Source organism: Vibrio sp. Evd11, from assembly GCF_900382755.1.
GTDB classification, from domain to species: domain Bacteria; phylum Pseudomonadota; class Gammaproteobacteria; order Enterobacterales; family Vibrionaceae; genus Vibrio; species Vibrio lentus.
This window is the reverse complement of sequence record NZ_OSDX01000032.1, coordinates 22,769-47,976: the sequence shown is the minus strand read 5'-3', so window position 1 is coordinate 47,976 and position 25,208 is coordinate 22,769. Positions and strand designations below refer to the sequence as shown.

Annotated in this window: 24 protein-coding genes; 7 read left to right on the top strand and 17 right to left on the bottom strand. The window is 45.4% G+C overall.

What is annotated here, in order from left to right; genetic code table 11:
* Positions 1-416: 416 nt before the first annotated feature.
* From ED652_RS14505 to ED652_RS14485, 5 genes are all read right to left on the bottom strand, one after another.
* The gene (locus tag ED652_RS14505) at positions 417-1,151 is read right to left on the bottom strand and encodes a GntR family transcriptional regulator (RefSeq protein WP_017061609.1); all 735 of its coding nucleotides are present in this window, start codon (positions 1,149-1,151) and stop codon (positions 417-419) included.
* 194 nt (positions 1,152-1,345) lie between these two features.
* Entirely contained in the window at positions 1,346-2,032 is a 687-nt protein-coding gene (locus ED652_RS14500) for a DNA-3-methyladenine glycosylase I (RefSeq protein WP_102267763.1), read from the bottom strand.
* A gap of 71 nt (positions 2,033-2,103) precedes the next feature.
* On the bottom strand, positions 2,104-2,601 hold the full coding sequence (locus ED652_RS14495) for an N-acetyltransferase (RefSeq protein WP_102267765.1): 498 nt from the start codon (positions 2,599-2,601) through the stop codon (positions 2,104-2,106).
* A 41-nt stretch (positions 2,602-2,642) separates the two neighbouring features.
* The gene (locus ED652_RS14490) at positions 2,643-3,269 is read right to left on the bottom strand and encodes an HD domain-containing protein (RefSeq protein WP_122055268.1); all 627 of its coding nucleotides are present in this window, start codon (positions 3,267-3,269) and stop codon (positions 2,643-2,645) included.
* A 195-nt stretch (positions 3,270-3,464) separates the two neighbouring features.
* Positions 3,465-4,124, bottom strand: a complete 660-nt coding sequence (locus ED652_RS14485) for an HAD family phosphatase (RefSeq protein WP_054541477.1) — start codon at positions 4,122-4,124, stop codon at positions 3,465-3,467.
* 411 nt (positions 4,125-4,535) lie between these two features.
* On the opposite strand from ED652_RS14485, the gene ED652_RS14480 reads away from it, so the two are divergent.
* Entirely contained in the window at positions 4,536-5,864 is a 1,329-nt protein-coding gene (locus ED652_RS14480) for an anaerobic C4-dicarboxylate transporter (protein ID WP_004732879.1), read from the top strand.
* Between the two features lie 122 nt (positions 5,865-5,986).
* Here ED652_RS14480 and ED652_RS14475 read toward each other — a convergent pair whose 3' ends face one another.
* The 3 genes from ED652_RS14475 to ED652_RS14465 form a co-directional block, all read right to left on the bottom strand.
* A complete protein-coding gene (locus tag ED652_RS14475; protein WP_122055267.1) occupies positions 5,987-6,310 on the bottom strand; it encodes a DUF4144 domain-containing protein in 324 nt (107 codons plus the stop codon).
* A 92-nt stretch (positions 6,311-6,402) separates the two neighbouring features.
* Positions 6,403-7,194: a CLCA_X family protein gene (locus ED652_RS14470; protein ID WP_017076945.1), complete on the bottom strand. Its 792-nt coding sequence runs from the start codon at positions 7,192-7,194 to the stop codon at positions 6,403-6,405.
* 102 nt (positions 7,195-7,296) lie between these two features.
* Complete coding sequence (locus ED652_RS14465) at positions 7,297-7,986, bottom strand: flavin reductase family protein (protein ID WP_122055270.1); 690 nt, start codon at positions 7,984-7,986, stop codon at positions 7,297-7,299.
* Positions 7,987-8,162: 176 nt separating this feature from the next.
* Between ED652_RS14465 and ED652_RS14460 the strand changes: the two genes are divergently transcribed.
* Both ED652_RS14460 and ED652_RS14455 read left to right on the top strand, forming a co-directional pair.
* Positions 8,163-9,494: a ferric reductase-like transmembrane domain-containing protein gene (locus ED652_RS14460; RefSeq protein ID WP_122055266.1), complete on the top strand. Its 1,332-nt coding sequence runs from the start codon at positions 8,163-8,165 to the stop codon at positions 9,492-9,494.
* Between the two features lie 193 nt (positions 9,495-9,687).
* Complete coding sequence (locus ED652_RS14455) at positions 9,688-10,095, top strand: hypothetical protein (protein ID WP_029223609.1); 408 nt, start codon at positions 9,688-9,690, stop codon at positions 10,093-10,095.
* 212 nt (positions 10,096-10,307) lie between these two features.
* Here the strand turns inward: ED652_RS14455 and ED652_RS14450 are convergent, their stop codons facing one another.
* On the bottom strand, positions 10,308-11,750 hold the full coding sequence (locus ED652_RS14450; protein ID WP_122055265.1) for an N-acylglucosamine 2-epimerase: 1,443 nt from the start codon (positions 11,748-11,750) through the stop codon (positions 10,308-10,310).
* Positions 11,751-12,056: 306 nt separating this feature from the next.
* Here ED652_RS14450 and ED652_RS14445 point away from each other — a divergent pair, with 306 nt between their 5' ends.
* A complete protein-coding gene (locus ED652_RS14445; RefSeq protein ID WP_102383830.1) occupies positions 12,057-12,605 on the top strand; it encodes a DUF2975 domain-containing protein in 549 nt (182 codons plus the stop codon).
* A 10-nt stretch (positions 12,606-12,615) separates the two neighbouring features.
* Positions 12,616-12,849 (top strand): helix-turn-helix transcriptional regulator, encoded by a 234-nt coding sequence (locus ED652_RS14440; RefSeq protein ID WP_122055264.1) that lies wholly within the window; start codon positions 12,616-12,618, stop codon positions 12,847-12,849.
* Between the two features lie 77 nt (positions 12,850-12,926).
* On the opposite strand, the gene ED652_RS14435 is transcribed toward ED652_RS14440, so the two are convergent.
* Positions 12,927-13,574, bottom strand: coding sequence for a glutathione S-transferase family protein (locus ED652_RS14435; RefSeq protein WP_122055263.1), 648 nt, complete (start codon positions 13,572-13,574; stop codon positions 12,927-12,929).
* 115 nt (positions 13,575-13,689) lie between these two features.
* Between ED652_RS14435 and ED652_RS14430 the strand changes: the two genes are divergently transcribed.
* On the top strand, positions 13,690-14,541 hold the full coding sequence (locus ED652_RS14430) for a LysR family transcriptional regulator (protein ID WP_122055262.1): 852 nt from the start codon (positions 13,690-13,692) through the stop codon (positions 14,539-14,541).
* A 141-nt stretch (positions 14,542-14,682) separates the two neighbouring features.
* On the opposite strand, the gene ED652_RS14425 is transcribed toward ED652_RS14430, so the two are convergent.
* Both ED652_RS14425 and ED652_RS14420 read right to left on the bottom strand, forming a co-directional pair.
* Complete coding sequence (locus ED652_RS14425) at positions 14,683-16,797, bottom strand: methyl-accepting chemotaxis protein (protein WP_122055261.1); 2,115 nt, start codon at positions 16,795-16,797, stop codon at positions 14,683-14,685.
* A 402-nt stretch (positions 16,798-17,199) separates the two neighbouring features.
* The gene (locus tag ED652_RS14420; protein ID WP_122055260.1) at positions 17,200-18,990 is read right to left on the bottom strand and encodes a sigma-54-dependent Fis family transcriptional regulator; all 1,791 of its coding nucleotides are present in this window, start codon (positions 18,988-18,990) and stop codon (positions 17,200-17,202) included.
* 352 nt (positions 18,991-19,342) lie between these two features.
* Between ED652_RS14420 and ED652_RS14415 the strand changes: the two genes are divergently transcribed.
* Positions 19,343-20,863: an aldehyde dehydrogenase family protein gene (locus tag ED652_RS14415; RefSeq protein ID WP_016785531.1), complete on the top strand. Its 1,521-nt coding sequence runs from the start codon at positions 19,343-19,345 to the stop codon at positions 20,861-20,863.
* Between the two features lie 142 nt (positions 20,864-21,005).
* On the opposite strand, the gene ED652_RS14410 is transcribed toward ED652_RS14415, so the two are convergent.
* The 5 genes from ED652_RS14410 to ED652_RS14390 all read right to left on the bottom strand — a co-directional run bounded on the left by ED652_RS14410 (position 21,006) and on the right by ED652_RS14390 (position 25,161).
* Positions 21,006-21,743, bottom strand: a complete 738-nt coding sequence (locus tag ED652_RS14410) for an NUDIX domain-containing protein (protein WP_122055259.1) — start codon at positions 21,741-21,743, stop codon at positions 21,006-21,008.
* A gap of 235 nt (positions 21,744-21,978) precedes the next feature.
* On the bottom strand, positions 21,979-22,380 hold the full coding sequence (locus ED652_RS14405) for a hypothetical protein (RefSeq protein ID WP_122055258.1): 402 nt from the start codon (positions 22,378-22,380) through the stop codon (positions 21,979-21,981).
* A gap of 145 nt (positions 22,381-22,525) precedes the next feature.
* Positions 22,526-22,858 carry a multidrug efflux SMR transporter gene (locus ED652_RS14400; RefSeq protein ID WP_012601126.1) on the bottom strand — a complete coding sequence of 111 codons (333 nt, stop codon included), beginning with the start codon at positions 22,856-22,858 and terminating at the stop codon, positions 22,526-22,528.
* 161 nt (positions 22,859-23,019) lie between these two features.
* A complete protein-coding gene (gene fghA / locus ED652_RS14395) occupies positions 23,020-23,859 on the bottom strand; it encodes an S-formylglutathione hydrolase (protein ID WP_108122788.1) in 840 nt (279 codons plus the stop codon).
* 153 nt (positions 23,860-24,012) lie between these two features.
* Positions 24,013-25,161: an S-(hydroxymethyl)glutathione dehydrogenase/class III alcohol dehydrogenase gene (locus ED652_RS14390; protein ID WP_012601124.1), complete on the bottom strand. Its 1,149-nt coding sequence runs from the start codon at positions 25,159-25,161 to the stop codon at positions 24,013-24,015.
* Between the last annotated feature and the right edge of the window lie 47 nt (positions 25,162-25,208).

Genomic DNA, 25,208 nt, shown 5'->3' with positions numbered 1-25,208 from the left:
ATCCGGACTTTCAGTCCGTAATACTAACCCACCTACTTTAGTAGGTGGTTGTTAAGTTACAAAAATGCAACAAGGAGGGTTTGTTGTGAATTGTATACAATTTAATTTTGGTCATAGTCGTCTGTTTTATAAGGGTTTGGATTGAGGATGAACAGTTTTATGGCGTGAATGAATGGATAGCTATGTATACAAGATAAAGACAAGATTTATGGCACTGTTGGAAGTGATTCTGTAGAGGCTAAGATCGTTGTTGAGGCAAGAATATACAGTGTTTTTAGATGGATGTGAGCCGATCGTCGTCTTTATTTTTAGGGGAGAGGGCATAAAAAAGAGAAGTAAACGCAGAGGCTTACTTCTCTCCTGTTTTGTTAACAAAAAGTTGTTAACGGATGGTTATCAATCGTTTGTTGAATCTTCTATGACTTGCTCTTTAGCAGATCTGAGAACACGACATGCAGATCACTAGAAGCTGTGCTGCTGTCTAGGTTGAGCTTCGAACGAATATGGCTTAGGTGTTCTTGCATCAACTCTACGGCTTGTTGTTCGTTGCCTGACTCTATTGCATCCAGTAAGCCTGAGTGTTCGTCTAGAGAGCAGTTCGAGTGGTTGCCCGTTTCGTATTGAGCGATCAGCAGTGAAGTTTGCGATACCAAGCTGCGTTGGAAAGCCAGCAGTGGCGCGTTCTCGGCCATTTCAGCCAATTTGATGTGGAACTCACCAGACAAACGTAGGCCAGAGCCGTAATCACCTTGGTCGAAAGCACAGTTCTCTTTTGCGACTAATTTTCTGCATTCTTCTATTTGAGCTTTGGTTGCGTTTTTTACCGCCAGCTCAGTGATAGCAATTTCCATCACTTCACGTGCTTTAAAGATTTGTTTGGCTTCGTCAACCGTTGGGGCTGCAATCACGGCTCCTCGGTTAGGACGGATCACCACAACTTGTTCTAAAGAAAGACGCAGTAAGGCACGGCGGATAATGGTGCGGCTAACGCTAAAGATTTCTGCTAACGCTTCTTCGCTTAATTTGGTGGCTGGTGGCAGCCTTTGTTCTAGTATCGCGTCGAAGATATGGCAGTAAACAACATCGTCTTGAGTCTGGCCTGTTACTTTCGTTTTTACACCTTTGGAGACAGAGTTTTTGAGAACTGTCATAGAGATAAGGACCCTTGTTTAGTCGAGTTGGGTTGGTCGAGAATAATTCATGAGTATTACTCTATATTGTATACATTTATCTATACAATGCCACTGGATGGAAGTGCGATGCACGCTTATTTGTTAATGACTTATAACATTTTGTTTGCAGGGAACTGTGTGCAATCTTTAGCTTTAAGCCATTTTAAATTTAATTAAACTCGATTATCACCGCAGCTGTAGGCAACAATTTGGCTGATTTCGCTCAGGCTACGCCCTGACTGTTGCTGCCATTCGTTGAAGGCTTTACCCGCTGCCAGTTGTGCTCGCTTGGTATTACGACCGCTATCCACCACGTCTGTGCTGCGTAGGTGTGCTTCAACATCTGATGACAAGATGAACGTGTCTTTACCCATTTGGCGCAGAGTGTAGGCACCAGTATTACCGCCTAATCGCTTGCCGTGTTTCTTCAGATAATCCCAAAGTTCAGTGATACGTTCTGATGGCCAGTCGGCAACCATTTGCGAGAATGAATCGGCTTCACGCTTAGCATTGTGGATCATGATGGCATTGGCAGGGATGGTCATCACTTTAGTGAGGTGGCGAATAATGCGCGGATCTTGCGCTTTCTGTTCCCACATTTCATTCGGCAGCATCAGCATTTTTTCGATATTGAATTCAAAGAACACTTCTTCAAATTGTGGCCATTTTTTTCTCACTACATTCCACGAAATGCCACACTGGAATACCTTTTCAGTAAAGGCGGCCAGCCAACGGTCGTCGGTGATTTGTGATAGCTCGGCTTGTGAAAGTGGTGCACGAACAATTTTTTCGAGTTCGGCCGCTCCGCCTTTGCGGTGAGCTGCACGTTGATAAATAGTGTCGAATTTTTCTTGGGTCATTGAAGGTTCCAAATTACATCTGTGTAGCCAATACTTAATGATATGGGGTCAAATCTAGTAATTAAAACGAACTAGCAGAGCTTTAATTCCATTTGATACAGGGGCCACGTTTTGCCATTGAACTCTTTGACGCTCGGCTCTTTGTCTACCACTTGAAAGCCGGCTTTGTCGTAGCAGCGTTTTGCGCCGTGGTTTTGCTTAAATACGGCCAAGGAGATGGTTGTGACATCAGGGATCTGTTTCGCCGCTTCTAATGCACTTTCTATCATGGATTGCCCAAGCCCTTTACCACGTTGGCTTGGGTGAATCGCGACTCGGCAAAAGCGAAGCTCACTGTCTGACATACGCTGAAACTCCATAAAGCCAAGTAATTCATTGGCATTCGAGTTAGTGCTAGGCGTGGAGAATGTGTAAAGCTCGACATGAGGCTCTTGAGATCGTTCGATGATCGAAGCTACTTCTAACGGCCAACCAAAGGTTCGCCCGCCCCACAAAACGTAGTCTTCTAGGGATGTAAACCAAGTGACGATCTCGTCGGCGTCGGATGCTTTAAAGCGGTTTATTTCCATATCCTTCACTCTCCCTTATCGTGTGTCTGTTTTCTAAGCCGTTAAACTTCTGTGCGCAACTGATCAAGAAAACCACGCATGTAGTCGGTGCGCTTGTTGGCTTCTAACTTGGCGGATTCTGTATTCATGGTTCCAGCCAGTTTAAACAGTTTCACGTAGAAATGGTCGACGCTGTAATGCTTGTCATCCAAGTCACGAACTTCAGCGAATGGGTCTTCGTGGTTATAGAGCTCTGCGTTAAAACTCTGACCCACGTACAGGCAGCGTGCAATACCAATCGCACCGAGAGAATCTAGGCGATCGGCATCTTGGACGATTTGAGCTTCCAAGGTTTCTGGCGTGATGTTGGCGCTGTAGCTGTGAGTAACAATGGCATGATGGATCTCATCAAGGTAGGACGCAGGATACTCGATAGATTTGAGATAAGAGATGGCCTTGTCTGCCGCCATTTGTGAGCTTTGAGCGCGGTCTGGGTGGTTCTTCGGAAAGGTGAAGCAATCATGAAGGTAAGCGGCGGGCAGCACGACTTCAAGCTTAGCTTGTTCTTGAGCACACAAAGCCTTGGCGGTTTTGACTACGCGCTTAATATGGCTGATGTCGTGCGCTGCATCTTGTGTCATTTCTTGTTGCGCAAAATCAAGCAGTTGGCTTTCTAATTTTTCTATCACGCGTCCCTTTCTCCATTTTTAGACGTTATCAATGTTGCTTATCGATCAGTGTCGTTTCATATCGACTTTAACAGTTTCAAGCGCGAGTTTTTATCTTTTATAAAAGGAATACCCACAAAAAAACCGACTCTGTGAGTCGGCTTAATAGAAAGGTTATTCTGTGTTGATTAAAGCATTATCAACGGTAATCAGAGCCTAAGCTGCAGCTTGTTGAAGCTGTGCTAGCACATCATGCAGAGAAGGGCTGATCGTGTGACCAAGCGCTTTTACTTCGTCACATGGCTCTACTAAATCAGGGATTTGGAAGCTGATCATGTTGGCTGCCATTGATGCGCGAATACCGTTGTTTGAGTCTTCAAACGCTAGGCAGGTTTCAGGGGCAACACCTAGGCGTTCTGCCGCCAATAAGTAGATCTCTGGGTGAGGTTTACCATTGGTCACTTCACAGCCTGTGCTTAGTGAGGTGAAGTAAGAATCTAGGCCTGCCAACTCAAGCTTTTTTTTCGCGATATCAAGCTGAGTCGAGGTCGCCACCGCGATTGGAATGTCGTTTGATTTCAGCCATTCAAGAAGCTCAATCACGCCATCTTTAACTGGGATAGCCTGGTGCTTAACAATCGCACTGTAGCGCGTGCGCCATTCATGGTTCAATGCTGGGTAATCTAACCCTTCGCCGTAGCCATTTCTAAAGATCTGTTCGATGGTTTTTGCGTTACAGCCAATGATGCCTAGGTAAACATCCTGCAAAAACGGAACACCTTGCGCGTGACATGCTTCTTCAAAAACCTGCATACAAAGTCGCTCGGTGTCGAGCAGCAGTCCATCCATATCAAAAATAGCAGCTTGAAAATTCATATACGTGGTTCTTTCTGTGTTGTCGTCGTGAGGGCGAGTATTTTGACATAGTGTCTGGAGATAGGCGAGTCAGTGTTGCGTGAGAATATGCAGAATTGGCTCAGTAATATGCCTCTGGATGAGCTGTGATGCAATTGATTTGGTCTGGAATGATATCGTTAAGTTATGAGCTTGATATTTTATAGGTCATACCGTTCTAACAGACACAAGAATGGTTATCATACATAACAAATCTAGGTTGAGTACCTAGCTTCCTATTACAATTCATAAACTTACAGGCGTGTTAGCGTGACCATAATCTTATAAAAAACAATTTGCGGAAGCCTGCAATCATAGTGTGACCAAGCAAAAAGTAAATGGTGGAACTTACGGACAAAATAGAATTAGTCCACATTTTTAGCAAGGTTGCTTATGTTGTATTTTGAGTTTCTATTTTTATTAGTCGTACTTTATATCGGGTCTCGGTATGGCGGTATCGGCTTAGGTGTTGTTTCTGGGATTGGCTTGGTTATCGAGGTGTTTGTCTTCAAGATGCCACCAACGTCTCCACCTGTCACCGTAATGCTGATCATCCTCGCTGTTGTTACCTGTGCCTCGATCCTCGAAGCGGCGGGTGGCTTGAAATACATGCTGCAAGTTGCGGAAAGGGTACTGAGAAAGAACCCGAAACGCGTCACCTTGATAGCACCGTTCGTGACTTACTCGATGACTTTCCTATTGGGTACTGGTCATGCGGTTTACTCCATCATGCCAATCATCGGCGATGTTGCGTTGAAGAATGGTATTCGTCCTGAGCGCCCGATGGCGGCTGCGTCTGTTGCCTCTCAACTGGCGATTACGGCATCTCCAATCTCGGCTGCTGTGGTGTATTACCTCGCGCAACTTTCTGATATCCAACATTCTATTACTCTGCTTTCTATTCTGATGGTGACGGTTCCTGCAACGCTGTTCGGCACACTTTTGCTTTCTCTGTATAGCTTGAAACGCGGTAAAGAACTGAACGACGATCCTGAATACCAAGCGCGTCTAAAAGATCCTGAGTGGAAAAAACGCATAGAAAGCACCACCGCGACCTCTTTGGATGAAGTGCTTCCAACTTCGGCTCGTAATGCGGTATTGATTTTCCTATTGTCGATTGTCGTGATTGTTATCGTGGCGATGGTGCCTGAGATCAGAACCATTGTAGACGGCGACAAGCCAATCAAGATGTCGGTGATTATCCAAATGATGATGCTCTGTTTCGGCGGTATCATCTTGTTGGCAACCAAAACTGACCCACGTGATGTACCAAATGGCGTGGTATTCAAATCGGGTATGGTGGCAGCGATTGCTATCTTCGGTATCGCTTGGATGTCGGATACCTATTTCCAATACGCAATGCCTCAGTTCAAGTCTGGCATTGTAGAAATGGTAACGAATTACCCATGGACGTTTGCACTAGCGCTATTCATCGTATCGGTTGTGGTGAACTCGCAAGCCGCTACTGCACGTATGATGCTACCTGTTGGTCTTGGATTAGGATTAGATCCAGCACTGCTTATCGGCTTGATGCCAGCGGTTTACGGCTACTTCTTCATCCCGAACTACCCATCAGATATCGCAACAGTAAACTTCGATGTTTCTGGCACCACCAAGATTGGTAAGTGGTACTTCAACCACTCATTCATGTCGGTCGGTTTAATCGGTGTGGTCGGTGCATGTTGTTTAGGCTACGCACTGGCTCAGATTTTTATCGCTTAGTCTCACTTTTTATCGCTTAATTAAGCGATAGCGAAATAACAAACAAAAACAGCGCCTGAATTGGCGCTGTTTTTGTTTAATCTGTCTTGGGGATTCGCTTTGATATGAGCTCTTAAGCAGTATTAGCGAGCCTCAAAAGCCAAAGACTGAATCGCTTCTTCGATCGTTAGGAAGTGGATCTTCATTAGGCACACTTGAGCTTTCTGGAACTCGTGATTTCGAATCAGCTTAGTCACGTTTTCAACTGAATACTGCTCAGCTCGTTTAGCTAGAGACAGTTGATTTGAGCTCGATTGAAGTGCGTAGCTGTCGCCCTCTGAATCAATCAGATAATCATCTTCGCCCAAGATCATGTCTGAGCATTCTGCTTGAAAATCGTTCTCGGATGCGACGTAAATAAGCTCATCATCACCGTCGAGTTTTACCAAAGATGGCCAACTGATCATTACTGCCTCTAAATCATAGATGTTGAAGTGTATGTCTGGACTATAAACACTTTTCGCTGATGGATCATCTCTTACCTCTAACGACTCGAACGTTACTTACTTAGAGATCGACCCAACGGCGCGAAATAACCTTGAAGCGCTTGATAAATCTCTTTGCGATGCGTGAGGTCTGGATAGAGAGGGAACATATCCGGCTTGGTCGTGCCATCGACTAAGTAAGAATTCTCGATATCTGAGCAGGACTCAATCGTAGCTTCAAAGGCTCGCGCCATCATTTCTGTGGGTAGTGAGAAGTAACGAGCTGACGTTGCCTTGTCTGCAATAACGCTGCGCGCAACGTAGTCGTGTTTATCTAGGTTGTTGTCACTGAGTAGTGTGGCATCGAATACAGACATCAAACTCTCGTTTAATGGATGAGGTCGCACCTTTCTATCGTGTAGCCAACAGTCACTGGCGAACAAGATTTGCTTGCGAGGACCGGAGGTGTCACCAATCTCAAACGCTTTTTCGGCAATGTAGTGGTCAAATGCATGCCAGAACTCATGCGCTAACGCACCTGCCCCTGCGTTTTTAGCGAGGGCTAATTCTCTTTGGTTTGGCGCGTAGTGTGCTTGTACACCCTTTCTGCCGCCACTGCCGAACGCTAAGCCTAATGTGCCACGCAAGCCAATTGCTTCTGGTGGCAAAGCCAGGATGTAAGCCAAGTCTGCTAACGAGTCGAATATCAGATTCGCAGCGAGTTCTTTTTCTTCTTTCGTCACCCAAGCACCCACACGAATGCTGCCCATACCGAAGGTCTGTTTGATGTCCATGAATGACACCTGATCGCCATGCCGATAATCTGGGCCTTTGCGAGTCTTGTACTTAAAGTGAGTTAACTTCAAAAGAGTCCTTGGAAATGGCGGTAGATGTAGCTCAGATCGTTGTGTGCGCACTGAGTTAAGCTGAGAAAGTTAACACCTTTGTGACTAAATTACCGAACAAAATTAGCTTAAATTGAGCTCACGAGCTTCCCATGATGTTGGGTTTCCTTCACGAGTCAGCGGAAACAGAGATTTGTCTGGCTTGGCATAACTTAAGCGGTGAAGCCTTTGAGTGACATGGTAGCTGTCTAGCCCTGAAATCGTGACTAAATCTAGCGCTTCGACATCAAGGTAGCCATCCGGCATCACGGCACGTTTGGGTGCTTGAATCGTAATGACCTCTCCAATCAACATTTGCGTTTGATTGCTCTCAATCGATATCTGTTCTTTCAAAACTAACCCTATTTTGAGACTGCTTTCTAAAACAAATGGCGCGGGGAACATGTCGTCATAGTAAGGCGTGAGGCCGACGGCTTTGAATTCGGATGCCGTCTTTGGATAACGAGCCGAGGTTTGATGCGCTTTTTGAACAAAATCAGCGCCGATGCTGTTGATGGTGAAGTGCTGAGTTTCTAGGATATTCTCTAATGTATGGCGACGACTTTCTGCTGGTCGAACTATGAAGCCGAATAAAGGTGGATTCGACCCTAAATGAACCACCGAGCTCACCACAGCAAGGTTTTCTAGTCCTTGTTTATCACACGTACCAATTAGGTTTGCGCTTTTGAATCCCGATAAGGAGTTGATTAAGCGAGCGCGTTCTCTCTGATCCATTGTTTGAATATCTTGTCTTGAAAGGGTCATGTCCTTCATGTCTTTTTTGCTTCCCATTGTTATCGACGAACGTGTTCATTAGCCAAACCATATTTACGCAGAAGCATCCGTTATCGATCAGTTGAGCTTGTCTCTTTGCATAGATTTACGCATGTTGACGTCGCTTTACATCACGCACGCTAAAGTAATGATGTCGTCTTTATGAGTGTTAAAAAATGAAAACAGTCCGCAATATCATCTGGGCAATGATTGCCACAATGTCAGCCTTTTGGTTTGCGATGGAACCGCAACTCTTCGCTTCAAGCAACGTATTTGAATGGCGCTCGGACATGATTCAGTACTCGGGTATTTTGTCTCTGATGTTAATGTCCATCACCATGATCTTGGCGATGCGTCTACCTATGGTTGAGAATTGGCTCAAAGGTATGGATAAAGCGTATCGAGTCCACAAATGGTTGGGTATCGGTGGCGTTGCATTGGGTGTGACGCACTGGTTGTGGTACCAGATCCCTAAGTGGCTAGTGATGTCAGGTGTGTTGGCGAAACCTGTTCGTCATGACGGTTCAGGCCCTGCAAGAACCTTGTCTGGTTGGGAGGCGTGGGTCAATGGACTACACGGTTTTGCTGAAAACATTGGAGAGTGGGGCTTTTACTTATTACTCGTCTTACTGGTAGCGTCGTTGTGGGCGGCTGTGAAATACAAACCGTTTAAACTGTCACATCGCCTGATGTCGGTCGCGTACCTATTGATCGCTTTTCACTCGGTATTACTTCTCAAACATGCCTATTGGGGCCAGCCTATTTATTACCTAACGGTGGCATTTGCTTTAGTTGGGTCTATCGCAGCGATTTATAGTTTGTTGGGTTTTGTAGGGCGTCGTAATCGTCACTCTGCTGTTGTTTCCTCCACTCGATATTTTCCACAAGCCGAAGTGATGGAGTTGGTGCTAAAGCCCGATACATCTTGGCGAGGACACAAAGCAGGGCAGTTTGCGTACTTACGTTTTGGTAATGAAGATCCTCATCCGTTTACTATTGTTTCAGGTAGCGAAGATTCAGAACTGCGTTTCTTGATTAAAGAGTTGGGTGACTTTACGAATGGTCTTTATGAGCGAGTAAAGGCGGGCGATGCGGTTACGGTGGAAGGGCCTTATGGGCGACTTGAGTTTGACCTAAGTAAGCCACAAATTTGGATTGCTGGTGGTGTCGGGATAGCGTCGTTTTTTGCAACGCTTGTAGCGCTCAAAACAGAGAAGACTCACACTCGCATCGAGCTATTCTATTGCACTCGTGGTCTCGATGAGCATTTGGTGGATGAGCTATGGCACCTTGCACATCAAGTCGGAGTGAAGTTGAACGTGATAGATACCTTACACTCACCTCGATTAAACGCTGAACGCATTGCTCACCAGTGTGGTGATTTAAACGATTATGAGCTGTATTTCTGCGGGCCAGAGCGGTTCTCAATATCGCTTAAAAAAGAACTCGATGCGTGCAAGTTTAATGTTGAGCAGAACTATCACGAAGAGCTGTTTGTGATGCGTTAAAAAGGCCGAAAGAGGTATCAATAGCGTCAAGTTTGGCTCTTTGTAGCGGGGCTGGAGTCGCTGTCCGATTTGTCGTTATTGATACCTGACGACAAGTACTCGTTAAAAAGGCAAAACTTGCTCAACTTTTTATTGCAGCGGTTTGCTATTGAGCGATACCATGTACGGCTGTTTTATTGGTAAAGATTGCAAAATGTCAGATGAAAAGCTCGCGTTAGAGTGGATGCGCCAACAAGCGCACAAAATTGATCCGTATGTTATAAATCCATCATTTGATGAGTGTGTCGAACTGCTTGAACCTGCTTTCAAAAAAGGGAAAAGTGTCGCGCAGCTAAAATATCTATTATCAGAAGCCGATCGCCGAGCGGGGGCTGCCGAGCGTAAACATGCTGCCTTAAAGTTCGCCAAAGAAAAAAGCCCGAAGGCAGGCCAAAATCTTCGTCTGCAAAGCAAGCTCCAGCAAGTGCAGTTAGCGCTAAAGCTAGCAACTGGCGACAACAACATGACCATATCGCAGTTTTGTTCTGAGTATGATGTTAGCAAGCGAGACGGCAACGTAGCGTGGAATGAAAAGCTGGTTGAGCAGAACAAGAAGAAGTGATTTCGCAAGGCCTTATGCTTTCTGAACTGAGACCCAATAGGGTTCCATTGCTCAAATATCAATTTTAAACCCTACCAATAAATGCGTTCGACTGTATTTCAAAAGCCTGAAAAGCATCTTTTCTTCTCAGGCTTTGCTAACGGCTAGTCACTCATCTTTTCCGTCTCAACTGCAAATCACAGCTAAAAGTATCGACGAGTGAGTGTCTAACGTTAAGGTCGAATGTTATTGAAGCTGACTGTCTGCGTTCCATCAACTTGACTCTCCAGCTTAACCACATCCCCTTGATAATAGTAAGGTTCCATTGGCATCTTGCTGTTGGTTGGCCTTGCGTAATGCAAGACCGCGGGTTTAGCGTCAACTTGCTGAGCATACAAATAACCAATCAACGCATGTTCAAATTGATGATAGCCATTACCCCAATGGAAAGCCTTAGTGCGTTTAGGTTCAAGCCCTACGCCACCGTATTGATGATCAACCCACACATCATGAAAGGTCGGTAGCGTGTATTGCAGGACATCTTTCATTGAACCATCGACAAGCGATACCGTCATGGCCGCTTGATCGAGCTCTGCCCATTCCCATGATGACGCCCAATTCGTGTTTGGCCTGCTTTGCCACCCAGTAATCTCTTGTCCTTTCCACGTATTCTGAAGTTCCTCGCCAATATATTGGGAGACGCTGACGAACTCTTTCTGGTATTGAGCTTGCTCTAAGGTGTGCTTCATCCCTTTGATGCCAAACTCTTTCCATTCTGAGTTATTCAATGTTTGGCCTGTCAGATAAGTCATCCAATACGCTTTGATGGTGTGCCCAAAATCATTGTGATTAGCATTCGGCATCATCGCTGCTTTGTCGTGAATAGCCCCGTAGAAGCGTTGTTCATCTTCAGAGTGATAGTGGTCGATCATAGCTTGTGTGAGCCAATTTAGGTCATCAAGCCATTTTGATTTGATCGGCTCTTTCAGCAAAGGGGCGACTAACAACATGTAACCGTTAATTTGATCAAGTTGCGCGACCAATTCACGTCGTGTGGCTTTTCCATCTTCACCGTCAGTAAGTACCCAAGCAAGACCACTGTTGTCGCTAAGTCGATACTTATCAAAGATAAAAGCTTGTTGGGCGATGAGTGCTTCTTCTACCTTTTTGTCTTGCGTCAGGTAGTAATACATCGCGAGTCCAACTAAAGCATACGCTTGATCTTGAGAGGTACGTTGCTGCCAATTTTGACCAGCTTTGCCCTCTTTTGTGTAGCCAATAAAGCCACCATTTTTCTTATCTTCTAGTTGATCAATGAGGTAGTAGGCGCCTTGTTTGGCAAGCGCTAAAGCCTGCTTGTCTCCGGTAAGGTGGTAGAGCACGCCATAGGCATAAGTTTGACGTGATTTCATGCGCGTAAACTCTTTGCCGAAGTGAGGAATGATCAAACCTCTATCGAGTTCAGGACAAACGTTAGACACATCGAGCAAGGTGCCATCATCACAACGAAACGTCGGGAAGTTGCCTATCGGTTCTCCCTGAGCGCTAGGCATTAGCCAGTAAGGTGCCAGCCCTTCAGAGGCGTGATTGATCCAGTCTTCTCCGGAGGGAAGGGTGACATTGGCAGATACAGTGAAACTGGCCACGCTGAGTAATGCGATCGTTGCTCGTAACATGATGTTTATCTTAATGATTTGAGTTTCGTTGAATATAAACAATCACATCTGCACATTGTGATTCGGTGATCACAATCGATCAAATTATTAGGAAGTAAATGGAAGTCTGATGAAAATGGATTATTGGGTTGGAGCTTTTAGAACCAGGCGGTTGTTATCTCAATTTATTGACAGAATACGCACTAGATTGGCCTGATGTTACTAAACTTAAATCGATATAAAATTATCGTTTATCGATAATTTTTTGTTGATCATCGTTTTTTTTGATCTTAATATCCCCTTCGTCAATTCAACAGGAATCTAAGTATGTCCAACATCCAAAAACAAAGCCGACGTGTACGTATGCTATTGCAATCCCTTTTTGTACTTACCCCTATAATGGTGTGTTACTTCTGGCTAACAATTGAGACTCCCTATGACTTTATTAGTGCGACGGGCATTTTTTATCTTACCTACGACATCGGGTATTTCACGATGTTACCGCTCACTATGACAACAAGAATCGTTGCTGCGTTCACAAGCTTATTGATGTCCAGCATCCTTATGTACGCACTGATGGTTCTGATACGTTTATTCCGTAACTATGAGCGAGGTGAAATCTTCTCTTTAGAAAACGCAATGTCCTACCAGAAGCTCGGATATAGCCTGTTTTATTGGGTATTAGGCTCAGTTATCTATGGTTCATTGATGTCAGTGATTCTATCGTTCAATAATCCACCAGGTGAACGTATCTTTGAGATTAGTTTTGTTGGTATGGACTTTTTAACACTGATATTGGGTATAATTATTTTGATCATCTCATGGGTGATGAAAGAAGGTTATATTCTGGCTGACGAACATAGCCAAACCATTTAAAGGACTTGTCATGACTATCCGCATTAATTTAGACATTATGATGGCCAAACGAAAAATGCGATTGAAGACATTGGCAAAAGAAGTTGGGATTACTGAAGCCAACTTATCAGTATTAAAAAATGGTAAAGCCAAAGCGGTAAGGCTATCGACACTCGATAAGCTGTGTGAAGTTTTAGAGTGCCAACCTGGTGATATTTTGGAGTTTGAACCGAATGATCATCAAGACAGCGCTGCTGAAGAGTAGCCGGTAAGGAAATCGCTTTCTAATCATCTAATATTGAACGAGTCTCGATGCCCTTATCGAGACTCATTGCTAACTATTTATACAGTCTCGCCCGCCTCGTCCTCTTCAACCACATCGGTTTCTAAGCTTGCCTCTGCCAGCCATTTTTGTATCGATGGGCTGTTAAGCACACGTTGTTGATACTGTGATGCCTTCTCTGAAAGTTGTATTCCATAGGTTTCTACACGTAATGCAACGGGTGCAAACATCGCATCGGCAATCGACCATTCACCGAACAACCATCCCTTTGGGTATTGTTCCATTTGCGCTGACCAAATGGCATCGATACGAGCGATGTCTTTCAAAGCGTCTTCACTGAGTTTGAGCTTTCGTTGCGCGCGGCAGTTCATCGGCATTTCATTTCTGACGGCAAAAAATCCAGAATGCATCTCTGCGGAAATTGCTCGGGCATGAGCGCGTTCTTTCACTGATCTAGGCCACGCTGCACCGTTCAAGTGGGCGTCGTTAACGTATTCGAGAATGGCCAATGAATCCCACACCGCAACGTCACCATCAACTAGGGTTGGAACCTTAGCCGTTGGTGTCACTTTCTCCAGAGTGTCATAGAAATCAGAGGTGAAAAGCTTGAGCTTAATGACTTCTGGATTCAGGTTGTAGTTGTCGAATATCAGCCATGCGCGCAGTGACCAAGTTGAGTAGTTCTGGTTTCCAATATAAAGCTGCATCGTTGCTTCCTTGTGTTTGGTGGATATGCTTTGAGCCTAGGGGCGCTTTTGAGCTTAGGGGATTGTATTGCGAGGCACTAACGGATAATTTTGATGCAATACATTAATAAAAACGATGGGTGGTGATTTCAATATGGACATTGATGCGTTGCGAGGCTTTCTCGCGTTTGTAGAAACCAGTAGCTTTACGCGTGCCGCGAAACAGATCAACCGCACCCAATCGGCATTCAGTGCTCAGATGCGCAAATTGGAAGAAGAACTCAACGTCACTCTTTTCCAGAAAGAAGGACGTAATTTAATACTGACTGAAGCGGGCTTAGCGCTGCGTTCTCATGCCGAGCAGTTGGTCGCCCTCCACAATACCGCGCTAAAGCAAGTAAAGCGTTATGAAGACAAAAAGCCACTTAGGTTGGGTTGTCCAGAAGACTATAACGACACCATTCTGCCGAAAGTCATTCGCCTGTTACAGAAAGCGGAACCCACCTGTTCTATTCAAGTATTTAGCCTGCCGAGCATTACGCTGAGAGAGTGGCTGGATGATGGTCGACTCGATGCCGCGATTGTCACTCGAGCGCCCGACAGCGAAGAGGGACATTGGCTCACCAGTGATATTGGGGTTTGGATTAGTAGTCCTGATTATGCGTTTGATGGTTCCAAGCCTGTTCCATTAGCCTTGTTTCAAACGGACTGTAAATATCACGCTGCAGCAGTGAATGGTTTAACTAAGCAGGGTACGCCTTATCAGTTGTTGGCATGCAGCAATACGGCGTCTGCACAACGTGCTATCGTCAAAGCGGGTTTAGCCATTGGTGCGATGGGTAAACTCAGCGTGACTCCGGATTTGAAAATACTCGATGATATGCCACCACTGCCTTCGGTAGATATTGTATTGATCTTAGCGAGCAAACATCACCCGGTGTTAGACAAAGAAGTGCTCAATCAACTTGTCGAGTTGGATTCTGAGTAGCTTTGTTAGGCGAGCTTGGTTCCGTAAAATCTAATAGATGAACTGTAATCGATGAGTTTGAAGCTGAGCGGGAATTAAGAAATGAAGAGGCCGAGAACATTGCGTTTCTCGGCCTTATTTTTATGGAAGACTGAACGTGAGTTAAGAGAGCTTAAACTTGCTTAACTCACCGTGTAAATCTCCAGCTTTTACGGTCAGTTCGTTACTGATTGCTACTGATGATGTCATGGTGTCCATCACTTCCACAGCGGTGTCATTGATGATCACTACATTGCGGTTAATCTCTTCTGATACTGAGCTTTGTTCTTCAGCAGCCGAAGCAATCTGATTATTCATGTCGTTAATCACTTCAATTGCTTGGTTGATTTCAGACAAGGCGAGGTGTGCAGCTTGGGTTTCGCCTTTGGTATCGTTCGCTTGCTTCTGGCTTTGCTCCATCAATATCACGATAGATTGAGTCTCTTGCTCTAGGCGAGCCAGCATCGAGCGAATCTCCTCTGTCGAGCCTTGAGTGCGATTTGCGAGGTTACGTACTTCATCTGCCACGACAGCAAAGCCTCGTCCTGCTTCACCAGCACGTGCAGCCTCAATAGCGGCATTGAGCGCAAGTAAGTTGGTTTGTTCTGCAATACCACCAATCTCGCTCAAGATGCCCTGAATAGCGGTGCTTGAATCGACTAGGTTCTGTGTTTGTTGCTGCGCATCGTTAACCTGCACAGCCAAGCTGTCTACCGCGCTGGCGGCATTGTCCATGCGTGTCATGCCATTAAGGCTGTTGCTTTGTACTTGGCTTGCGGCTGCGGCTGCTTGAACAGCTGAACTTGCCACTTCTTGCGCAGTTGCACTCATTTCATTGATGGCGGTTGCAAGTGAGTTCACCTCGTTAACCTGAGAGTTCAACTGGTCACGTGAAACTTCAGCACGAGCTTGACCTTCTGTTGCGTTTTTATCCACTTGGTCGGCCGTTACCATCACGGTAAGTAGCATCTCTTGCATACGAGATAGGAAGGTATTGAACCAGTGTGCAAGCTGAGCAGTTTCATCTTTTCCTTTCACTTCAATGCGGTAAGTTAAGTCGCCTTCGCCTTGTGCTGCATCTTTAAAGCGATCCACTAAATTGTTCAGCACTTTGCCTAGAGAATTGGCAATGAATGCCATTGAGGCTATGCCTAGAAGAGCTGCGATGATCCCCGCCCACACACCTTTTTCAAGTGCTTTTGAATTCTGTGCATCACTCCATTGCGTGTAATCGTCGACGCTTTTTGTAAGGTGACTACTGGGAACGGATACCATGACTACCCAAGGAGCATCACTGGTATCAATTGCGGTAATTGCGTACTCATCTCCGCCGAAATTAACAAGGCCTGCACCTTCTTGTTTAGCGATAGATTGAATAGTCGACCATTCCGATTCCAATTCAGAAGAGACTCTTTTACCCACCATGTTTCCAGCTCGGCTGTTGGCGAGAGTTATGCCTTTCCATGATGTAATAAGGATTTTTCCTTCGCCATCAAACAAGTTACGTGCAAGCAATTCGCTTTGGCTTTGAAGCTCAAACAAAGACAAATCAAAACCAATTGAGCCAATGATTTTCCCGTCTTGTTTGATTGGTTGGCTGATGGTGGTGATGAGCTCTTGCTTACCGCGAACTGGATAGAAATAGGGTTCCATCACAAATGTCTTACCGGTTTGGTATGGCATTAAGTGCCAGTCATCTTTGCGCTCACCATTGCTGTTGAGTTCGGTATTGCTAAAGCTCTCCATTGCGACGGCGTCAAAGCTGTTCTGATCATTTGGAGAGAAGAAAGGCGCAAGGTAGCCCTGACTGTTAAAACCCAATTCGGTGTCCAAGCTGATCTCGTTATTCAGATCGGTTTGTTGTGGCCAAGTCTTGTTCTCCCACACCATGTAGCCAGCAAATACAGCTTTGTTTTGGGCTTCCAAGGCGGCAGTAAACTGTTTAACGATAAGGTCTGCGCTTGCGTTGGTTTCTGAACTTAATTCGATAATGGATCGTGCTTGCTTAAGGTTTGCTAGTACAGGATCAAGTTGGTTAGCAATGTTCAAACCTTGTTGAATGGCTGTGTTTTGCAAATCTGTCGTTGTGGCGTCTGTCAGCTGCGTCTTTACTTTTTCAGTGACTTGTTTGTTCACATCGGTAAATGCGCTGGTGGTCATGCCCATTGCGATCAACAGAGTGAAAGCCATTGCTCCACCTGCACTCACCGCAATTCGCGTTCGTATACTGTTAAACATATGATCCCTATAGCCAAATATTGGTAGTTTTCCAGAGATTTTAAACAAGATAAGTGAATGGAAAATTCAAAATAATGAACACAAAAAGAATAGGGTGATCAAAATTATAAATAGGATTGCATAGTACTCAGATTTATATCTTGTAGGCGGGTTCTATAAGGTAAGCAAATGGCCGTTAGTATTTCATTAGCTATTTGTATTTATTGATCTTTTAAATTTATTATTGATATTTATTTGTCGGTAAATCAAGAGGTTGTAGTTTGAGGGTGTCCTGAATATGGATTACTTATTACGTGACTTTACTCACACTTTAATTTAGTCCGAAGCACTGTATGTCCACTTATAAAGTGTGTGTTTCTACTTTGGATGCTCAATTAGAGCATCCAAATCATTGTTCATGTTTTATTGAAGAATGCCTAAGCTTTTCAGCTTTCGATAAATGGTATTACGGCTGATGCCCAGTATTCGAGATGTCTTACTGATGTTGCCTTGGTTCGCTTGATAGGTTTGTAGCAAGGTTTCTTCAACTGTACTTTTTAAATCGGAATTCGCTGTACCTTTGATGGCATTAGGAGTTATTAGTTGGTGCTGATTATCGTGTGCTAACGACGTGAGATGTTGAGCAAGGTGGCTAGGTACGTGCTCTAAGGTGAGCTGTGGTTCATCACTCGCGAGTAAGGCGGCGACCTTAAGTAAATTGTCTAACTCGCGGATATTACCGGGCCATGAATAGGCGCACAGCAAGCTCATTAAGTGCGGGCAGATTGTCTGTTCGTCTTCTGCGTATTTACGATGAATGTGCTCGATTAAGGCGTGCTTGTCTTGTCGGTGTTGCAAGCTTGGCAGAGTAAAGGCCAAGCCGTTTAGGCGGTAAAAGAGATCTTGTCGAAACTCTCCAGTTGCGACTAACTGTTCTAGGTTTTTATGCGTCGCAGCGATGATCTGACAATCGACTTGGTAGCTCTGATTTGAGCCAACAGGCACTACCGATTTGTCTTGCAGAACATGCAGCAATCGACACTGAGCCTCTAACGGCATGTCGGCTATTTCATCCAAAAATAGAATGCCTTTATCTGCTTGGCGGATCTTACCTTGGAAACCTTTGTGGCTTGCGCCAGTAAAAGCGCCCGGCGCGTAACCAAACAGTTCAGATTCGATAAGATCTTTCGGTAGCGCACCGCAATTTACCGCCACTAAGGGCGACGATTTACGCTGGCTTTGTTTGTGCAATGCTTTAACAAACTCGCCTTTGCCAACGCCCGTTTCACCTAAGATTAGTAGGCTGATCCCTTTGTCGATAACCTTGTTGGCTTGCTGCCAAGCATGTTCAATTTGTTGTTCGCCATGGTGCAGATCGCACGATGCTGAAATAGAGCGAGTGCGTTTTGCGGTTGGTTGTTTGAGGTGCTGTTTCTCAAACACAAAAGGTGTATCTAATGAAGTTCGATTGAACAGGGTATCTATGCATTCGCCGACGATCGAGGTTTGATCCAGCAGCTGAGAGGCGACTTGATTGTGCGCTACTACCTCGCCAGCTTCATTGGCTATCACTATCCCTTGCCAACCACTGTGTAATAACGATTTCTCGTATGCGAGGTCAATACGAGTGGTGCCTTGTGGGATGTGACTCAGTAGCTGATTCTCAACAAGCTGAACCATATTTTGAACCAGTAATTGCACTGAGCTGTCGTGTTGTTGCTGCTCGCTGGTAATGTCTAACACCCCAACCATTTGGCCTTGGTGATCAAACACCGGGCTCGCTGAACAACTGATAAATCGATGCTGGTGGATGAAGTGCTGTTCGCCAATGATCGATACTGGCTTGGCTTCCACAATGGCGGTGCCAATCGCGTTGGTGCCTTTCAGTTGTTCCTGCCAACACGCCCCTGAGCTGAGTGCAATTGACGTCAGTTTCTCCTTAAACCGCTCCTGTCCCCAACTTGCCAGAATGACGCCCTCAATATCGGTCAAAATCAAACGACTGTCAGTGCGTGCAAACATCTGATTAAACAGAGGTAGAGCATTACGTTCGACTATTTGAATTAAGCTCGAAGATTGGTGACGTCGCTGTTTAAGAATCGATTGTGGCAGGCGAATGTCTTCGGGAAGTCGTCTCTGTTTTAGACCCGCTTCTGTGCTGCGGTGCCAAGAGGATGAAAGCCAATCTGAGGTGTTTGCTTGTTGAAGGTGCATGACTGTTCCATGTCGTAACAGTGAGGGTGTACCAATTTGGAACAGTTGAACACTGGAGTGGTTTCCATACGTCCGTTCAATGCAACTCACTTTGGGTTGTAAACGTTTGGTAATCATAGTTTTACAATTTATTAACAACAAGTTTTGAAGTTCTGGCGTGTGATTTGCGTTGTTACTGTTGTGAAGAAAACACGAAGTATCAGTGTTTTAAACAGAAAGCATAAACATGGTGGCACTCTTTTTTAGAGCTCTTTTCATGAGATCTCTTCTCAAGGGAAGCCGCCATGCTAGCTCGACAACATAAGCTCAATAACGAATGAACAACGACTAAAAATCTAAGAAGGATCTAACTATGATTTACGCACAGCCGGGTAGTGATAACGCAGTGGTGAACTTTAAAGCGCAATACGATAACTTTATCGGTGGCGAGTGGGTGAAGCCTGTCAGCGGCGAGTATTTTGATAACACTTCCCCAGTGAATGGTCAGGTGTATTGCCAAGTGGCACGTTCAACCGAGGCGGATATTAGCTTGGCACTTGATGCGGCGCATGCTGCTCGTGCTAGCTGGGCTTCGACCAGTGTGACTGAGCGTTCGAACATCCTGCTTAAAATTGCCGACCGCATTGAAGCGAACCTTGAAGAAATCGCAGTCGCCGAAACGTGGGAAAACGGCAAGCCTGTGCGTGAAACATTAGCGGCGGACATTCCTTTGGTTGTCGATCACTTCCGTTACTTTGCTGGCTGTATTCGAGCGCAAGAAGGCAGCGCAGCAGAGCTAGATTCAAACACCGCAAGCTACCACTTCCCAGAACCTATTGGTGTCGTAGGGCAGATCATTCCTTGGAACTTCCCGATTTTAATGGCGGCTTGGAAATTGGCTCCTGCACTGGCTGCGGGCTGTTGTGTGGTGATGAAACCCGCCGAGCAAACACCAACGTCGATTTTGGTGATGATGGAGAAGATCGCTGATCTTCTGCCCGCTGGCGTAGTCAACATCGTGAATGGTTTTGGTAGCGAAGCGGGTCAAGCGTTAGCAACCAGCGATCGTTTGGCGAAGCTAGCGTTTACCGGTTCAACAGAGGTCGGCCACCATATCCTGAAATGTGCCGCAGAAAGCTTGATTCCATCAACGGTAGAGCTTGGCGGTAAGTCTCCAAACATTTACTTCCCAGACATCTTTAACCATGAAGATGAATACCTAGACAAGTGTGTCGAAGGCATGCTGCTTGCGTTCTTCAACCAAGGTGAAGTGTGTACCTGTCCATCACGTGTGTTGATCCATGAATCGGTGTACGACAAGTTTATCGCCAAGGTGGTCGAGCGTGCTCAAACGATTAAACAAGGTAACCCGCTAGATACCGATACGCAGGTTGGCGCACAAGCTTCAAAAGAGCAGTTTGATAAGATCTTGAGCTACCTAGAAATCGGTCGTCAAGAAGGTGCGAAAGTGCTAACAGGTGGTGAAATCGCGCAGCAACCGGATGATCTCGGCAACGGTTACTACATTCAGCCAACCATGCTGGAAGGACACAACAAGATGCGTGTATTCCAAGAAGAGATCTTCGGTCCTGTTATCGCGGTCACGACGTTTAAAGATGAAGCGGAAGCGTTAGAAATCGCTAACGATACCGAGTATGGCTTGGGTGCAGGCGTGTGGACACGTGATGCAAACCTAGCGTATCGCATGGGTCGTAACATTGAAGCGGGGCGTATTTGGGTGAACTGTTACCACGCTTACCCAGCACATGCGGCGTTTGGTGGTTACAAAAAATCGGGCATAGGCCGTGAGACACACAAGATGATGCTCGATCACTACCAAAATACGAAGAACCTATTGATCAGCTACGATACTAATCCGTTGGGCTTCTTCTAATACAGGTTCGTTCTAAAAGTATGAGAATGAATCATGGGTACAAAGAATAACTAACAACGCAGTTGGCTTAATTAAGAAAAACAAAAAGTAAAACCAAAACGCCCGATTCATTCGAATTGGGCGTTTTTATATCTGAAGCACTCTAGCTTTTCGAAAAGAAGATCTCGGGCTTGTGGACCGGGCCATAGTTGCCTTCTAGTTGGGTAAGCTCTAATCCTTGTTTGCCTATCAAAGAGCCGACTAACTGGCGGTTGAACGGGTAGCTGTCGGGGTTGTTAATATACTCTTCAACATCAATCCATTTAGCTTCTGCAATTTCATCAGTGTCTTGAATCGCGATATCTTGAGTTTGAGCGATAAGGTGACAAATAAAGTAGAGGTTTGATTTGCCGAATTGATACGGGTGTCTTGTCGCCATGCCAACCACAGAAATGAACGTTGCCTCGATACCTGTCTCTTCCAAGGTTTCACGAACCACCGATTCTTCAATGCCTTCACCCAACTCAATATGGCCGCCAGGTAACTTGTAGCCAGTCATACCGTGCTCTTTAATCATCAGCACTTGATTGTGTTCGTTGGTGATCAACGCGCCAGCACCCAAGGTGTGGGTAGGGATGAAAGGCACAAACTCTACAATTTCGGATTTGTGGATCAGCGTAATTTCGTCTTCTAGACAGTTGTGAAACACAAAGCCAAGTTCAGTCGCCACCGGAATAAGGTGCGAGAGTGAAATAGGCAAGCTAATCCAAATGATGCCTTTGTTATTCTGCTTTGAAAATTCGGTGATCTCGCTGAGTTCGGCATTGAATGAATCAGCATCGTGAGGGGCAGTTGCTGGGTCGATGATGATGCCGTTAAATTTGTCGAGCGTAAATTCCACGAGTGATCCTTTATTATTTTTGATTTATAGGGAGTCGAGCATAGGTGGAGCTTATCTTATCTCATGAGCTTATAACACCCGCTCTGCTAGTAGCATTTTTAAGAGCACGGCAGTGGTGGGTAAAAAGTGAGGGAGAGTTTAAGGCGGGCGGCTTGAAACAAAAATTGCGCTAGAAACAAAAACTGCGCTTGGAAGCCAAAGCGCAGTTTTAAATCGGGTCTATTTGGGTTCGACGTTAACGCACATAGTTCGCATCGATACTCACGTACCAGTGCTGAAGCTTGCCGTCAGATTTTTTGATCCACAAATCGTTGGTGTAGCTCTCAATCTTGCCGTTAACCGTTAAATTGAACGTGTTCTCGTCGAATTCGCCAAGTTTCACGAATTGGTCTGTGGTAACTAGGAACGGGTCCATGTCGTCCACGCCAACCGCATCTGAAATCACATAGTAGTGGTAAGTCAGCGGCTTGCTCGCATCATTCGGGTTGCTGCGGTACGCCACAAGCTTGAACGGTTCCGTTAATGGAACGTCGAGCGTTTGCTTGTCCATGGTCGCTGGAATTGGGATAAACAGCCAAGCGGTAAACAGACCGCTCAATAAAACCATAAGGAAGAAAAGAGTCTTAATTGCTTTCATAGCAACCTTCAAAATAGGTGATGTTGAAGACGCTATGGTAACAGGTTTGAATTGTTGATTGTAAGAGTATGAATAAGTGAAGGCGGCACCTGTCTGTTAGGAAGTTTGAATGAATTGACACACTGTTCATAAGTCACGATCTACACTAGTGCGAGTGACCTTGAGATAGGTTGATCATCACAACACCTGCCGCCACAAATAACATACCAACCCACACCATAGTATCGAGGTGTTGGCGGTAAACAAACGTAGAAATCAAGCTCACGGTGACGATAGCCAAGCCCGCCCATAAAGAGTGCACTACACCAACTGGCATCCCTTTCATCGCTTGGCTCAAAAATAGAAATGCAGCTAAGTGTCCTGAAATCACCAATAGAGCAGGGATGGGTTTAGACAAACTGAAACCGTCGGTTGCTTTAAGTGCTACGTGAGAAAGTGCTTCCGCCATCACGCCCATCATTAAGAAAAACCAGCTCATAGTCGTACCTTTTAGTTGTATTGTTTTTTGTTGGTATAGCGGAGTATTTGAAAGTGTTAATCGTTGTTGCTGCTCTTTAGTCACAGCGTATTTGCCCAAACAGCAGGCACAAAAAAGCCCACACCTCACGCTTTTGCAAGGTGTGGGCTAAATCGGTGTGACTACTTGTTTAGGTAAGCAGCGTGGAACTCAATATGCTCATCAATAAAGCTAGAGATGAAGTAGTAGCTGTGGTCGTAACCTGGCTGCATACGTAGCTCCAAATCGGCATTGGTTACCTTAGCCGCTTCGACTAATTGCTCAGGCTTAAGCTGCTCAATCAAGAAGTTATCGGCTTCACCTTGGTCAACCAACATTGGCAGCTTAGTGCCTTTGGTTTTGAGAAGCTCAGAGGCATCGTAGTGCTTCCACTCTTCAATATCTAAGCCAAGGTATTGGTTGAATGCTTTCTGTCCCCAAGGGCATTGCATTGGGTTGGTGATTGGGCTGAATGCGGAGATAGAACGGTAGCTATCTTCGTTTTTGATACCAATCGTTAGGGCACCGTGTCCGCCCATGCTGTGACCCGAAATTGATTTCACAGACGTTACTGGGAAGAAAGATTCAATCAAAGCTGGGAGCTCTGTTACCACGTAATCGTACATGTGGTAATGGTTGTCCCATGGTGCTTGAGTAGCATTCACATAGAAACCTGCACCTTGGCCGAGATCGTAGCTTTCATTGTTGGCAACACCTTCACCGCGCGGACTCGTGTCCGGTGCAACAATAGCAATGCCTTGCTCAGCCGCGGCTTTGAATGCGCCGGCTTTTTGCATGAAGTTTTCATCGGTACAGGTTAAGCCTGATAACCAATACAAAACAGGAACTGGGTTTTCTTTGCTTGCGTTAGGTGGCAAGAAAATCGCAAAACGCATGTTGCAGTCAAGCGTTGCAGAAAAGTGGGTGTATTGTTTATGCCAACCACCAGCAACCTTTGCTTGGCTAATGTTTTCGATTGTCATCTATTGTGCTCCGTTAGGTTGATGGTTTTGGGGAGTAACTTGTCTATGTCATTTAAAGTTTCACCACCCACCGGGCAGGAGGTGGTGAAGACAGTTTGTTGCTTTTCATTTATAGCTTTGGCCTCGACACCTAAGTATCGAGACCAAGGAGATTTATTTATCCATATGTAGAACAGTACGGATAGATTCACCTTTGTGCATTAGGTCGAATGCTTCGTTTACGTCTTGCAGACCCATAGTGTGAGTGATGAACTCTTGAAGACCAAACTCACCCGCCATGTAACGGTTAACGATTTCTGGAAGCTCAGAGCGGCCTTTAACACCACCGAAAGCAGAACCACGCCATACACGACCAGTCACTAGTTGGAATGGACGAGTTGAGATCTCTTGACCTGCACCTGCAACACCAATGATGACTGATTCGCCCCAACCTTTGTGGCAGCACTCAAGTGCTTGACGCATCACGTTTACGTTACCGATACACTCGAAAGAGTACTCAACACCGCCGTCTGTCATCTCAACGATAACGTCTTGGATTGGCTTGTCGAATTTAGTTGGGTTGATGCAGTCGGTCGCGCCAAGCTGTTTTGCTAGCTCGAATTTGCTCTCGTTGATATCAACACCGATGATGCGGTCAGCACCAGCCATGCGAGCACCAATGATTGCAGATAGACCGATACCGCCTAGGCCGAATACAGCAACGTTGTCGCCTTTTTCAACTTTAGCTGTGTTTAGTACCGCACCCATACCTGTTGTTACACCACAACCTAGAAGACAAACTTCTTCAAGTGGTGCTTCTTTGCTTACTTTCGCTAGAGAGATTTCTGGAAGTACTGTGTACTCAGAGAAAGTCGAGCAACCCATGTAATGGAAAATTGTTTCGCCATTGATAGAGAAGCGGCTTGTACCGTCTGGCATTAGGCCTTTACCTTGCGTTTCACGAACGGCTTGGCATAGGTTAGTTTTACCAGATTTACAGAACTTACATTCGCCACATTCAGCTGTGTAAAGTGGGATAACGTGGTCGCCAATCTCAACACTTGTAACGCCTTCGCCGATCATCTCAACGATACCGCCACCTTCGTGACCAAGGATTGAAGGGAAGATACCTTCTGGATCGTCACCTGATAATGTGAATGCGTCAGTGTGACAAACACCAGTAGCAACGATGCGAACTAGAACCTCACCAGCTTTAGGAAGTTGTACATCAACTTCTTCCATTTTTAGTGGCTCGCCAGCTGCCCATGCAACCATTGCTTTTGATTTGATATGAGTTTGACCAGGTTTAATTTCGATTGTCATTGGATGTTTCCTATATATGTCAGTACAGCGGATAACTGTGCAATTAG